Raw genomic sequence first — 13,986 nt, 5'->3', positions numbered from 1 at the left:
ACGCAAGGCGAGCGTAAGACGGAAGCAAAAAATCGCAGGAATGAGCAGTGAATATCTGGAAACGGTACTCAATGCGGGTCTCAAAAAACTGGGTGAAATTTAACAAAATGTTCACGCTCTCACCCTGCAAGAGGCCCGTGGGGATGGGGACAGAAATAACCCTGCCTATTTCTTTGATATCACGCCGTTTCCCCATCAACTGGAGATTCTTGAACAATTGGCGATGGAGCGCGCTTTACACCAGCGCTTTCGTAACTTGGTGGTAGCGGCTACCGGTACAGGAAAAACTCTGATCTCCGCCTTTGATTTTGCGCGTTTTTTGAAAACCAAACCCGATGCCAAGTTTCTGTTTGTCGCCCACAAAGAGGAGATCTTGCGCCAAGCATTAGCCTCGTACCGCGGAGTGCTCAAGCAATCAAATTTTGGCGAACTCTTGGTCGGCGGCGCCGTGCCAACCCACTACCGTCAGCTGTTTGCCTCGGTGCAATCCTTGAATAACCAGCTGGCTAATTTACGTCTTAGTCAAGACTATTTCGATTACATCGTCATTGATGAGGTTCACCATATTGCGGCGGCCAGTTATCGCGGTCTGCTCGCCACCTTTGAACCTCAGATTCTGTTGGGATTAACCGCAACGCCAGAGCGCCATGATGGCGGTGATATTCTTGCCGACTTTTGTGGTGTCATCGCAGCAGAAATCCGCTTGCCCGAGGCCATCAATCGTCGCCATCTCTGTCCATTCCAATATTTTGGTATCGATGATGATACTGACTTGCGCCAAGTGACTTGGAAAAATGGCCGTTATGACATCACTGAGCTCACCAATATCTATACCCACAATCAGCAGCGGGTACAGAAGATAGTCCAGAGCCTCAATGAGATCGTCACCAATATTACCAAGATCAAAGCACTGGCATTTTGTGTGAGCCGTGAACATGCCGACTTTATGTGCAAGGCATTTTTATTGAAGGGTATCAAAGCTGACATACTCACTAGCGATAACCGAGACGAGCGACATCGTAAGCAACAAGATTTGCGTACCGGCGTTATCAATATTCTCTGCGTGGTGGACATCTTCAACGAAGGGGTTGATATCCCGGAAGTCGATACCTTGCTGTTTTTACGACCAACGGAAAGCCTCACCATCTTCTTGCAGCAATTGGGACGTGGCCTGCGGCTGGCGAGCGATAAAGAGTGCTGCACCGTATTGGACTTTGTTGGGAATGCCCGTGCGGAGTATGACTTTGCCCAGAAATTCCGGGCACTGGTGGGTAAAACCAATAAGGCGATCAGCCACGAGATCAAACAAGGCTTCCCTCACGCCCCCTTGGGCTGCCGCATCGAGCTCTCAAAACAGACCCAAGAGTTAATTCTGAGCAATATCAAGAAGGCGACTCTCAATACCTCGCGCCTCATGGGCCTGATCCGCCGTTTCTCACAGGATTGCGATTTACCGCTGACACTGGCGAATTTTCTGAAGTTCTACCCTCACATCAGCCTTGAGGAGATCTACAAGCGCGGCAATTGGAGCACCTTGGTCAAACAAGCCCGCAACCACACTGTTTCTGAAATGAGCGATGAGAAGCTATCTACCCTCTACACCCGGGCCATCAAAACCCGGCTATTGGGCTGCGATGCGCTCCATTACTTGAACTTCTTACAAACCTTGGTGGAAAGCACCTTTACCTTAACGGCTGAGCAGGATGAGCGGATGGCTTTGATGTGCCATTACGACTTCTGGCAACAAAGCGGACCCAACGCCGGCTTTAGCTCCTTGGCGCACAGCCTGAAACAACTCAATCAACCAGAGTTGAGGGCCGAGCTTGCAGATCTGTTGCCCATGCTGATCAACCGGGTGCAACACGAGCAACTGGCCATGCCTGACCTTCCCGGCAATCCACTGCAACTGCATGCCCGTTATGCCAGAGAGCAGGTACTGGTTGGCTTTGGCGCGACCACCTTCGCGCAGCAACCCACGGCTCGCGAAGGGGTCTATGTCATCGCAGAGCAAAATATCGAGTTGCTGTTCGTGACCTTGAACAAAACGGAGCAGCACTTCTCCCCCACCACCCGTTATCACGACTACGCCATCAACGAGTCGCTGTTTCATTGGCAGAGCCAAAACAGCGCTCGCCCAGAGCGGGGTAAGGGGCTGAGTTACATAAACCACAGGGCAGAGGGTAAGCGATTGTTTTTGTTCGTTCGTGAGCAGAGCAAAGATGAATTTGGCCGCACCCTTGGCTTTGTGAACTTTGGTGAGGTGGAGTACGTATCCCACAGCGGCAGCCAACCGATGAACATCAAATGGCGCCTAATGACCCCAATGCCGCCGTTTATGTGGAAAGAAGCGGCCAAATTGGCAGTTGGCTGAGCGACCCATCACAAAAAGGCCCACCCACGGCGGGCCGCCTTCGTGTGGTCAGCAGGCAATCCGCTCTATGCGACCGCCACTGAGTTTGAAGAAGGCATCCTGCGGCAGCTCCTGAAGCCAGGTGGTGGTGTAGTCCAGATCCACATAGGCGCCGCGCAGCATGGCGCCAAAGAGACCGTGAGAAACCACGATGGCCTGCTCGGCAATGTGCTCGTCCTCAAGCCATTGCCGGGCCCGGCGCTGAATGCTCTCAAAACTCTCACCATGGGGAGCCCGCAGATACCAGTCCGGCTCCTCCAGATCCAGCTCGGGGTGGGCCGCCAGCAGCTCGGGTACCCGGCGACTCTCCCACTCCCCCATCCCTAGCTCCACCAGCCGCTCGTCCCAGATGATGCGCTCCTGGTCCAAGCCAAGCTGCTGACACACCCGCTCCGCCGTCTGCCGTGCCCGGCCGAGGGGGCTGGCGTAGATCGTCCAGTCGGTGGGCTCGGTCAGGAGCTTGGCCAGACGGGCCCCCATGGCGAGGGCCTGGGCTTCTCCCCTGGGGGTCAGCTCGGAGTTGCAACGCCCCTGCAACCGCAATTCGGCGTTGTAACGGGTCTGGCCATGGCGCAGCAAATAGAGGGTTCGAGACATGGTTTCTCCAGCAGAGTCAACGAGATAAGAAAACAGGGGGAAGATGATAACAGATGTACCGGGTCAACCAAGACCCGGAGGATGCAGGCTTGTGCTGACTCCTTGAGCGCATGGTCTGCGGCGATCGTGAAAGGACGACAGGGGCTGCGCGCCTTTATCGCACAGGCGCCTTGTGCGCATACCACACGCCTTCGCCACGGGCCCGCCAGCGCCGTGGCAAGCGCCCCATGCCCCCCTATCTTGTTGTTCAGACGGGATAAAATGGGGATGTGCCGGTTTATCGGTCACAGGATGGCGGCCAATGCCAGAAAAGACAGAGTTTTTGCTCTGATCCGGGGGCCATTTTGGTACGTATCTCTGGCTCACGACAGGGACGCCTGGTGTACAATCTGCCACCCGATTTCCCCTGACCCGGCCCAGGCTCAGGCCCTGATGTACCCCAGAGTAAATGAACGTGACCCCAACCCACCCCATGCTCGACAGTTATTACAGCCAGGATCTGGTGTTCTTCTCCATCCTGGTGGCGGTGCTCGCCTCCTACACGGCGCTGACCATGACCAGCCGGGTGAGCCAGAGCCGGGGACGGGCCGCCGTGCTCTGGCTAGCGGGGGGAGCCTTCGCCATGGGGCTCGGCATCTGGTCCATGCATTTTATCGGCATGCTCGCCTTCAACCTGCCCATCGCGCTGGGATACGATCTGACCCTCACCGGTCTCTCCCTGGTGGCGGCCATCGGCTCCTCGGCCTTTGCGCTCTGGCTGGTGAGTCGTCCCCAGCTCCCCTGGCACCAGATCCTGTTCGGGGCCGTACTGATGGGTGCCGGCATCGCCACCATGCACTACATCGGCATGGCGGCCATGAAGATAGCGCCCGGCATCCACTACCTGCCTGGGCTTTTCATCCTCTCCATCCTCATCGCGGTATTCGCCTCGGGTGCCGCGCTCTGGATAGCGTTTCGCCTGCGCAACAGCTCGCCCCGCGCCTTCTTCAGCAAGGCCCTCGCCTCCCTGGTGATGGGGGCGGCCATCATCGGCATGCACTACACCGGCATGGCGGCGGCCCAGTTCCCCGCAGAGAGCCTGTGCGGGGCCCTCTACACCGGCCTCAATACCCAGTGGCTGGCAACCGTGGTCATCATCGTGACCCTGGCGGTGTTCGCCATCGCCTTCGTGCTCTCCATGCTGGATGCCCACGCCGCCAAGCTCTCCACCTCCCTGCATCAGGCCCACGACGAGCTGCTCAAGCTGGCGCTCCATGACAGCCTGACCCGGCTGCCGAACCGGCTGCTGTTTGCCGACCGCCTGGAGCAGCGCATCCAGGAGTGTCAGCACAGCCAGCGCAGCTTCTCCCTGCTGTTTCTCGATCTCGACGGCTTCAAGATCATCAACGATGCCCACGGCCACCACACCGGGGATCTGCTGCTGGCCGAGGTGGCCCAGCGCATCACCGGCCTGCTCGGTGCCAGCGACACCGCCTCGCGCTTTGGCGGGGACGAGTTCGTGCTGGCACTGGCGCCGGGGGATGTGAGCCAGACCACGGCCTTTGCCGAGCGGCTGCTGGCCACCCTGGCCCAGCCCTATGAGTGGGAGCACCACAGCCTGCACATCACCGCCAGCATCGGCATTGCCGTCTATCCCCAGGATGGTACCAGCCTGCACGAGCTGACCCTCAACGCCGATGCCGCCATGTATTACGCCAAGGAGCAGGGGCGCAACGACTACTACTACTTCGACAGCGCCATGAACGCCAACGCCCACCAGCAGTTCCTGCTGCACAAGGAGCTGCAACATGCCCTGGAGCGGGGGGAGCTGGCCCTGCACTACCAGCCCAAATACTGTGCCCGCAGCGGCCAGGTGGTCGGCGCCGAGGCCCTGCTGCGCTGGCAGCACCCGGAGCATGGTGCCGTCTCGCCGGCCAGCTTCCTGCCGCTGGCGGAGAAGAGCCGGCTCATCATCCCCATCGGCAACTGGGTCATCGACGAGGCGTGCCGCCAGATGAGCGCCTGGCGGGCGGCGGGTCATCACGACTGGAGCGTGGCGGTCAATCTCTCCACCATCCAGCTCGCCAGCCCTGGGCTGCTGGAGGAAGTGCAGGGCGCCCTCGCCCGCCATCGGCTCGAGGCCCGTCACCTGACCCTGGAGATCACCGAATCCACCGCCATGCAGAAGGCCGAGGAGAGCCTCGCCATCCTCAACCGTCTGGCCGAGCTCGGCCTTGGCATCTCCATCGACGACTTCGGCACCGGCTACTCCAGCCTGCTCTACCTCAAGCGCTTCCCCGCCAACGAGCTCAAGATTGACCGGGGCTTTGTCACCACCCTGGAGCGGGGAGGCGACGATGCCACCATCATCGCCGCCATCATCGCCCTGGGTCAGGCCCTGGAGATGCGCATCGTGGCAGAGGGGGTGGAAACCCCGGAGCAGCGGGACCTGCTGACCGAGCTGGGCTGCGACACCTTGCAGGGCTACCTGCTCGGGCGCCCCATGACCGGGGAGCAACTGCTTGTCCACTGCGCTCCCGAGACTCCCCAACAGGTGCTGGAAGATGTGCTTGTCTGACAAGCAGGTGAGGCGCTGCGCCCATGTCGCCAGGGTCATCACCAGCCCGATTGCGTCCCTTCACGACTCAAGGTAGTCTGCTGCAAGACTCGAATGCTCCTTTATTTTGCCGGGCGCATCGAGCGCCCCCATGGCAGATCACCCGTTCAGAGGAGCCACATCCATGGCCAGATACCAGTTCTTCAGCGTCCCCGCCTCCCGCCGTCAGCAATATACCTATGTCGACATGGCCTCCCCCACCTTCCTCACGGAGAAGGAGGCGCTGCTGACACAAGGGTTCGAGGTGGAAGAGGATTTCATCGACGCGGCCACTCCCCGCGAGGCGGTTGAGAAGTACAGATCCGGCTTTCTCTACGTAGCGGACGAGATAGGCAAGTCAGACGAGGCCTATGCGGCGGCAACGGCCTTGCTGGAGATGGGCAATAAGATCCTGGGCCGCAAGGCGGGCTGAACAAGGCGGGCCGCCGGGACGATACCCCCGATGGCCCGCAGGCAGTCAGCGTTGGGGGTGCTGGCGGAGCATCTCCACCAGCTCCTCTTCACTGCCGGGTTCATGGGCAAGCTGCAGGCTGGGGGCGGCGCCCCCCATCAGCATATAAACGTGAGTGCTGCAGTGATCGTAGTGATACCACTTACCGTCGATACAGACGTCGGTATAGCATCTCGGGTCCCTCTTGAGTTCCATACGCAGATCCTTATGTGTCATTCACCAACATCACTCTTGACCGTAAAATAAGCGGCCCGAGTCCCCCTTGACCTGGATCAAGGGTGGTGACGGGCAGAAGCGGGCAGTGGCCGGATCTGGCCGGGGCGGGATGCCGCCAGCCTGGATGACAGAGCCCGCCAACCGGCCCCAGCCAGGCAACAGCACAACAAAAACGGCGCCCGAAGGCGCCGTTTTTCATGTCCGTCATTTGACCGACGGGGAACAAGCCGCTGGCTTATTCGTCTTCCAGGTAGGCGTAGCCTTGCAGACCCAGCTCCAGCTCGTCGAGCAGGGCCTTGCGGGTCTCGTCGTCCAGCGCCGGGTGGGAGACGATGCGCTGGTAGTTCTCGCGGATCACGGACGGGTCGATGTTGACGTAACGCAGCAGCTGGTCGACGGTGTCGCCACGCACCACGTTGCGGATGTCCATCTTGCCTTCTTCATCCAGCCACACTTCCGCGCAGTGGGTGTCACCGAACAGGTTGTGCAGATCCCCCAGGATCTCCTGATAGGCACCCACCAGGAAGAAGCCGACATGGCACTCTTCGTGCTCACCGTAGACCGGCATCGGCAGGGTGCTTTCCACCCCCAGACCGTCGACGTAGTGCTCCACCTGACCGTCGGAGTCGCAGGTGATGTCCATCAGGATGCCGCGGCGGGTGAGCGGACGCTCGAGGCCGGCCAGCGGCATCACCGGGAACACCTGACCGATGCCCCAGGCATCCGGCAGGGACTGGAACAGGGAGAAGTTCGCAAAGCACTTGTCCGCCAGCTTCTCGGAGAGCTCGTCAGCCAGGGCGCGGTGGTTGCGGTTGACCGGGTTGAGCAGCTCTTTGAGTGCCAGACAGGTGTTCTGGTGCAGCATCTCGGCCCAGGCGCGCTGCTCCAGGTTCAAGAGGCCCATGGTGTACTGGGCGTTGACGTCACCGAGATCCGCCACCGAGTCGTGGAAGATCTCCAGCAGGGAGGGATCTTCCCCGCGCAGGTCCAGCCAGCCTTTCCACATGTTCTGCAAGATGGTGGGCGCGTCTTCGTCCGGGGCGCTGATGTCGTTCACCTCCACCCCTTCGGCACCAATGATGTTGGTGACCAGCACGGCGTGGTGTGCAGTCAGGGCACGGCCGGACTCGCTGATGATGGTCGGGTGCGGCAGGTCGAACTCGCGGCAGACATCGCCGATGCCCCAGACCACGTTGTTGGCGTACTCGGAGAGGCTGTAGTTCGCGGAGCAGTGGCTCTGGGAACGGGTGCCCTCGTAGTCCACACCCAGGCCGCCGCCCACGTCCACCACCTCGACCTTGGCGCCAAGACGGCACAGCTCGGCGTAGAAGCGGCCGCACTCGCGGATGCCGCCCTGGATGTCGCGGATGTTGGCGATCTGGGAGCCCAGGTGGAAGTGCAGCAGTTGCAGGCAGTCCAGCTTGCCGAGGCTGCGCAGACGCTCCACCAGCGCCAGGATCTGGGAGGCGGAGAGACCGAACTTGGACATGGAACCGCCGCTCGATTCCCACATGCCGGAGCCGGTGGACGCCAGACGGGCGCGCACCCCGATGTTGGGCTTGATGTTGAGACGAGCTGACTCGTCGAGCACCATTTCCAGCTCGGAGGGCTTCTCCACCACGATGTAGACCTTGTGGCCCATCAGGTTGCCCAGGAGGGCGTGGCGGATGTATTCGCGGTCCTTGTAACCGTTGCAGACGATCACGGACCCTTGCTCATGATGATGGGACAGCACGGCCAGCAACTCGGGCTTGGAGCCCGCTTCCAGCCCAAGCCTCGGCTTGTCGCTGTAGGACTGACTGATGGTCTCGATGACGCGGCGCTGCTGGTTTACCTTGATCGGGTAAACGCACAGGTAATCCCCTTCATAGCCTGACTTTTCGATGGCCTGACCGAAGGCGTTGAACAGCGCATCGACCCGGCTCTTGAGGATGTCGGGGAAACGCAGCAACACCGGCGTGGTCAGCCCGGACTGGCGCAGTTGCTCGATGGCCTCGGACAGCACGATCTGAGCCTCGGGGCGAGACTTGTCGGGAGAGACGGTCACATGACCGGCGTCATTGATATTGAAAAAACCCGCACCCCAGTAGGGAACGTTGTAGACCTTCAAGGAGTCCTTGCTGGACCAGTTAGTCATGGGCTATGCCTCGCAAATGAGCGGCCGTGGGCCGCCTTCGTTACCCTCAATCACATCCAGACCATTGATTGCAAAATGCGGCAAGCCAGAGCGGCCTGCTGACGTTGGACCCGCAACGGAGCATGCTCCGCCACATCCTGTTCATTGCACATCGCGGCAAGCCAAGGCTGCCTGGTGGATCTTGGGAAGTAACGAGTCTTGATGTGGGGCTGGTGGCTTTACATCAAGCTCAACGGTATGCGGTAACACCTTGCCGGCGTACCGCGGTACTTTGATGACAATCGGCATCAGCCACGCCGTTTGTTCATCATTCGGCAGCCATCCCGACGGACAGGAGAGGGTTTCAAGGAAGAGAAGGGAAGACGTCAGCACGCATCGTGTTGATGGACGACAACCACTACGACCCGCTCAACGCCAGTGACCGCCCATGACAAGGGAGATGATGAGCCCGAAGCCCACTCGGTCAGCTGAAAGATGAGAGTCCGTTGTTCTCCCTGATACCGGAGCCTAACCGGTATTAAAGAAACCATTCCCCAGCAGTGTCTGTCGTTTCTGCGTGCCTCGCCCTATAGGCGTCATGATCCTGCGGGTCTGGCGGACACGGCCTGCGCAGGGTTGCCCTCGGATCGGCGCGGAGTGTACACACTTACCGCAGCCAGTGACAATAAAAAATCGTGTTAAAAAACGGGTTTTCATCAGGGGGCAAAATCTCGCTGCCAGCAAGGCGGGCTCTGGGATGGCGGGGGATGGGAGTGCGTGGGCGAGGTGATGAAAATAACCAACACGTCACGCTTTTTGGGTCACCCCTTGCCAGCGCTGGGCCGAGGGGAAATTCAGCTTTTTCGCAATTGCTTAACCAGTTTTTATTTTGGAATTTTTATGCAAACTGCCGCGCTATGATCCCTGCCCCTCCCCTTCGATGGCCCTCCTCTCCCCCACAAAGTCATCAAAAACTGCGCTGACGCAATAAGCGGCGCCGCCGTCTTGGCCACAATGACTCCTCTTTCGTGACCCGAGGCTTGCCCATGAACACCCTGCTTTCGCGCTTTCTCCACTACCTCACCTTTCATACCCGCTCCGATGCGACCAATCCTGCCTGCCCCAGCAGCGAGGGACAGCGCCTCTTCGCCCGGGCCCTGTGCGACGAAATGACGCAGATGGGGCTGAGCCAGGTCACCCTGGACGAGCATGGCTACCTCACAGCCTGCCTGCCGGGCAACCAGCCGGATGCCCCCGCCATCGGGCTCATCGCCCACATGGACACAGCCGATTACGAGGCCGAGTGCGTCGTTCCCCAGATAGTCGAGAACTATCAGGGGGGCGATATCTGCCTTGGCAAGGGGGACGAGGTGCTGGCCATCCGCCAGTACCGCTTCCTGAAAAACTACCTGGGGCAGGATCTCATCACCACCGACGGCACCACCCTGCTGGGGGCCGACGACAAGGCGGGCATCGCCGAGATCCTCACCGCCGTGGAATACCTGCAGGCTCACCCCGAGATCCCCCGTGGCGATGTCTGGGTCGGCTTTACCCCGGACGAGGAGATAGGGCGCGGTGCCGACCGCTTCCCGCTGGAGCGCTTCCCGGCCAAGTGGGCCTACACGGTGGATGGCGGCGAGCTCGGCGAGCTCGAATGCGAGAACTTCAACGCCGCCAGCGCCACGGTGCGCATCACAGGCAACAACGTCCACCCCGGCACCGCCAAGGGCAGCATGATCAACAGCCAGACCCTGGCCGCCCGCTTCCATGCCGCCATGCCCGCCGAGCAGACCCCGGAGTGCACCCAGGGGTATGAGGGCTTCTTCCACCTGGCCCGGATGGAAGGTACGGTGGAGGAGACCACCCTGCACTACCTCATCCGCGACTTCGACGATGACTGCTTCGCCGCCCGCAAGGCCCAGCTCAAGGAGCGGGTCGCCTCCCTGCAGCTGGACGCTCCCAGGGCGCGCATCACCCTGGAGATAGCGGACAACTACCGCAACATGCGCAGCCAGATAGCGCCCCATCCCCACATCGTCGAGCTGGCCAAAGCCGCCATGGAGGCCGCCGACGTGGTGCCCAAGATCAAACCCATTCGCGGCGGCACCGACGGCGCCCGGCTCTCCTTCATGGGGCTGCCCTGCCCGAACCTGTTCACCGGCGGCCACAACTTCCACGGCAAGCACGAGTTCATCCCCCTGCAATCCATGGAAAAAGCGGTCGCCACCCTGGTGGCGCTGGTGCGCCTCACCTCTGCCTGGCGGGCTGAGTAAGGGGGCAAGGACGGGGTTCGCCCCGTCATCAAACCGTCACCCAACCGACACACGAAAGGCACGCAGGGGCGTCAAGCTGGGGCAAAGTTCAGCGGAGCCTTGCCCATGTTCGACGTCGATACCCTGCTGGGGCAGCACCTGCCCCACCTCGCCAGCCAGCCCCTCCTCCGTCCCCTGATGAGGCAGGGGCTGAGCTGGTTGCTGCACGAGGAGGCCTTCACCCGCTTTGCCATGCGCCATCCCCACCTGCGCGGTCTGGACTTCGTCGAGCAGGCCCTCACCGAGCTCCACTTCGACTACCGGGTGAGCGAGGCCGAGCTCGAGCACATTCCCGCCAGCGGCCGGGTCATTCTTGTCGCCAACCACCCCATCGGCTCCCTGGACGGACTGGCCCTGCTGCGCCTCATCGGGCGCATCCGCCCCGACGTCAAGATAGTGGCCAACCAGGTGCTGGCCCAGCTCGCGCCGCTGCGCCCTTTGCTGCTGCCGGTGGACAACCTGGGGGGCAAGACCAACAGGCAGGCCATCCTCGCCATGAATGAACACCTCGTCGCCGACGGGGCCCTGGTTATCTTCCCCGCAGGCGAGGTCTCCCGCCTCGGCCCCAAGGGGGTGAAGGATGGCCCCTGGCAGGCCGGCTTCATCAAGCTGGCCCAGCGCAGCCGAACGCCCCTGGTGCCCATTCACCTGGGAGGGCGCAACAGCCTCTGGTTCTATCTCGCCTCCTGGCTCAACAAGCCCGCCTCCGCCCTGCTGCTGGTACGCCAACTGTTTCGCCAGCAGGGGCAGACGCTGCCGGTGACCATAGGGGCGCGCATTCCCCTCGCCAGTTTTCAGGAGCTGCCGGCCAAGACGGCGGCCCGGCTGGTGCGCGGCCACCTCTACCGAATCGCTCGGGGCAAGGCGGGACGGTTGCAGACCGAGGCCCCCATCGCCCTGCCGGAGGATCGCCGCCTGCTGAAACAGGCCATCGACGGGTGCGAGCTGCTCGGCCAGACCCCGGACGGCCAGCGCATCCTGCTCTATCGCCGCCACGAGCAGAGCCACTCGGTGATCCTGCGTGAGCTGGGGCGCCTGCGGGAGATTGCCTTTCGGGCGGTGGGGGAAGGCTCGGGCAAGCGGCGGGATCTCGATGCCTTCGACGATGACTATCACCATCTCATCCTCTGGGATCCCGCCCGCCTCGACATCATCGGCGCTTACCGTTTCGCCCCGGTGGCCGAACGGCTGGCCAGCAAGGGACTGGATGGCCTCTACAGCCACACCCTGTTCGGCTTCGAAGAGAAGCTGCTGCCCCGGCTGGAACAGGCCATCGAGCTTGGCCGCAGCTTCATCCAGCCCGCCTACTGGGGCAAGCGGGGGCTCGATTACCTCTGGTTCGGCATCGGGGCCTATCTGGCCCGCTATCCCCAATACCGCTACCTGTTCGGGCCCGTCACCCTCTCCGGCAGCCTGCCGCCGGCGGCCAAGGATCTGCTGGTGAGCTTCTATCGCCAGCACTTCGCCCCCACCCTTGCCCTCGCCCCTTCCCGCCGCCCCTATCCCGCCACGCCGACGCTGTTCGAGGGGCGCGATTACGGGGACGACCTCAAGGTGCTCAAGGCCGGGCTCGACAACCTGGGCTGCGCCATTCCCACCCTCTACAAGCAGTACGCCGAGCTGTGCGAGCCGGGGGGCGTGCAGTTCATGGACTTTGGCATCGACCCGGACTTCAACCACTGCATCGACGGCCTGGTGTGGGTGGACGTGAGCCGCATCAAGCCCCACAAGCGGGCCCGCTATATTGGCCTCCCCGCCGGGGAAGGGCTGGCCACATCTGGCGACCGTTGACCGGGGGCCGCAACGAAAGAGGGAGGCCTGCGCCTCCCTCTTTCACATCATGGGTGATGCAGCCTACTCGGCTGCGGGTTTGCGATCCGCATGGCCGAGATCCCGCTCCGGGGCGATGACATCCCGCACCCGCTGCTTGATCTCCTTGGCCTCGGGGAAGCCCTCGTCGGCCACCCTGTCCCACACCAGCACCCCGTCCACCAGGATGCGAAACTCCCCCTTGCTGGCAGGCACCAGGGCCACCTCTCCCAGTTCGCCGTCGAAGGTGGAGAGCAGTTCCTGGGCGAGCCAGGCGGCTCGCAGCATCCAGCGGCAGAGGGTGCAGTAACGGATTTCGATGCGCGGTTTCGCGAGGGGCAAATGGGTGTCTGTCATGGGGTGACTCCGTGAAAATCGGTCAACCAGTGGCGAGCGATGCGCTGCATGGTGGCCTGGGGCAGTTCGTGAAGGCCCGGGGTGGATGCCTGATGGGCCAGTTGGTGCACCCCTTCGATGATCTCTGCCAGCACCAGGTAGACATATTCGCCGATGACGGCGCCGTGGACGAAGTTGACCGCCTCCCCCCGGTTGAGCAAAAAGATGGTGCTGCCGTCCGGCCGGGTCAGGGCCAGCACATGGGGACACACCTCCTCGCTCGGCCAGGGCAGCTGGGCGAGGCTGAAGGCGAATTCGTCGTCGGCGGAGGTAACCGAGGCCAGCATGGCGCCGGGGCGCAGGGCCTGCAGATCGGTGATGTCGAGGGAGCCGTTGCCGGTGGAGCAGATCACCAGCTCGGCGCGGCCCAGGGCCTCGGCCTTGTTCACCAGCTTGAAGCCGTGGGAGAGCGCCTCCACCTGGCGCAGGGCATCCGTCTCCACCAGCTCCAGATGCAGGTTGCGACAGCGCAGTTCCCGGGCGATGCTGCGCCCCACCTTGCCATAGCCGAACAGGGCGGCCTGGCAGACATTGAAGGTACGCCTCAGGGTACGCGCGAGGGACTCCGCGGAGTAGACCACGCTCAGGCCGATCTGGATATCTTCCGCCTGCTTGAGGGGGCTGCGGGCCACCGAGATGACGGGGGCCGCCAGGGACTCCTGTTCGTAGCGCTGATGGCCGTTCTCGGTCATCTCCACCACCCCGATGAAGCGGGCGCCAAAGTGCTCGGCCAGTACCGCCTGGCTCTTGGCGAAGTAGCCGCCGATGTCGAGGATGATGAGCCGCTCGTGGGACATCACCAGGGGGGCAATCTGGGCGATCACCTCACCGGGATCCGAGGTCCAGTGGCGATTGAGGGGCAGCACGGGGTAGTGCTGCTGGGCCCAGGCCAGCGTCGGCCCGTGCACGGACTTGGGTTTGGGCAGGATGGCACCGACCCGGCCCACCCGATCGAGCACCTGGATGAAGTCGGGTCTGTCGGGAAGCAGGTGGGTCACCAGCAGGATGCAGAGATCCCCAAGACATCCCTGTTCGGTGAAATGGCGAAAAAACAGATGCTCAGATCCCTGACTGTGCAACTGT

At 61.9% G+C, this 13,986-nt stretch carries 9 protein-coding genes and 1 pseudogene; 5 read left to right on the top strand and 5 right to left on the bottom strand.

Features of this window, described 5'->3' with window-relative positions:
* Positions 1-124 precede the first annotated feature (124 nt).
* Positions 125-2,371, top strand: a pseudogene (locus HKD46_RS02635) (DUF3427 domain-containing protein); the annotation flags it as partial.
* A 48-nt stretch (positions 2,372-2,419) separates the two neighbouring features.
* On the opposite strand, the gene HKD46_RS02630 reads toward HKD46_RS02635, so the two are convergent.
* Positions 2,420-3,007, bottom strand: a complete 588-nt coding sequence (locus HKD46_RS02630; protein ID WP_069784867.1) for a histidine phosphatase family protein — start codon at positions 3,005-3,007, stop codon at positions 2,420-2,422.
* Positions 3,008-3,455: 448 nt separating this feature from the next.
* On the opposite strand from HKD46_RS02630, the gene HKD46_RS02625 reads away from it, so the two are divergent.
* Positions 3,456-5,564, top strand: coding sequence for a bifunctional diguanylate cyclase/phosphodiesterase (locus HKD46_RS02625; protein WP_235673792.1), 2,109 nt, complete (start codon positions 3,456-3,458; stop codon positions 5,562-5,564).
* A 163-nt stretch (positions 5,565-5,727) separates the two neighbouring features.
* Positions 5,728-6,015 carry a hypothetical protein gene (locus HKD46_RS02620; RefSeq protein WP_049636330.1) on the top strand — a complete coding sequence of 96 codons (288 nt, stop codon included), beginning with the start codon at positions 5,728-5,730 and terminating at the stop codon, positions 6,013-6,015.
* A gap of 45 nt (positions 6,016-6,060) precedes the next feature.
* Here HKD46_RS02620 and HKD46_RS02615 read toward each other — a convergent pair whose 3' ends face one another.
* Positions 6,061-6,249, bottom strand: a complete 189-nt coding sequence (locus HKD46_RS02615; RefSeq protein ID WP_010674183.1) for a hypothetical protein — start codon at positions 6,247-6,249, stop codon at positions 6,061-6,063.
* 256 nt (positions 6,250-6,505) lie between these two features.
* Positions 6,506-8,407: a biosynthetic arginine decarboxylase gene (gene speA / locus HKD46_RS02610; protein WP_042882536.1), complete on the bottom strand. Its 1,902-nt coding sequence runs from the start codon at positions 8,405-8,407 to the stop codon at positions 6,506-6,508.
* A gap of 1,025 nt (positions 8,408-9,432) precedes the next feature.
* Between speA and pepT the strand changes: the two genes are divergently transcribed.
* A complete protein-coding gene (gene pepT / locus HKD46_RS02605; protein ID WP_171864885.1) occupies positions 9,433-10,659 on the top strand; it encodes a peptidase T in 1,227 nt (408 codons plus the stop codon).
* A 105-nt stretch (positions 10,660-10,764) separates the two neighbouring features.
* Entirely contained in the window at positions 10,765-12,489 is a 1,725-nt protein-coding gene (locus tag HKD46_RS02600) for a lysophospholipid acyltransferase family protein (RefSeq protein WP_171864884.1), read from the top strand.
* Between the two features lie 63 nt (positions 12,490-12,552).
* On the opposite strand, the gene HKD46_RS02595 is transcribed toward HKD46_RS02600, so the two are convergent.
* Positions 12,553-12,864 (bottom strand): SelT/SelW/SelH family protein, encoded by a 312-nt coding sequence (locus HKD46_RS02595; protein ID WP_010674179.1) that lies wholly within the window; start codon positions 12,862-12,864, stop codon positions 12,553-12,555.
* Complete coding sequence (locus HKD46_RS02590) at positions 12,861-13,982, bottom strand: adenosylhomocysteinase (RefSeq protein WP_103259839.1); 1,122 nt, start codon at positions 13,980-13,982, stop codon at positions 12,861-12,863. Before HKD46_RS02590 ends, HKD46_RS02595 begins: the two co-directional genes overlap by 4 nt.
* Positions 13,983-13,986 lie beyond the last annotated feature (4 nt).

Source organism: Aeromonas sp. TW 6, from assembly GCF_013168745.1.
GTDB lineage: Bacteria > Pseudomonadota > Gammaproteobacteria > Enterobacterales > Aeromonadaceae > Aeromonas > Aeromonas caviae.
Note: the sequence above shows the minus strand (reverse complement) of the source record. Positions and strands in the feature narration are given on the sequence as shown.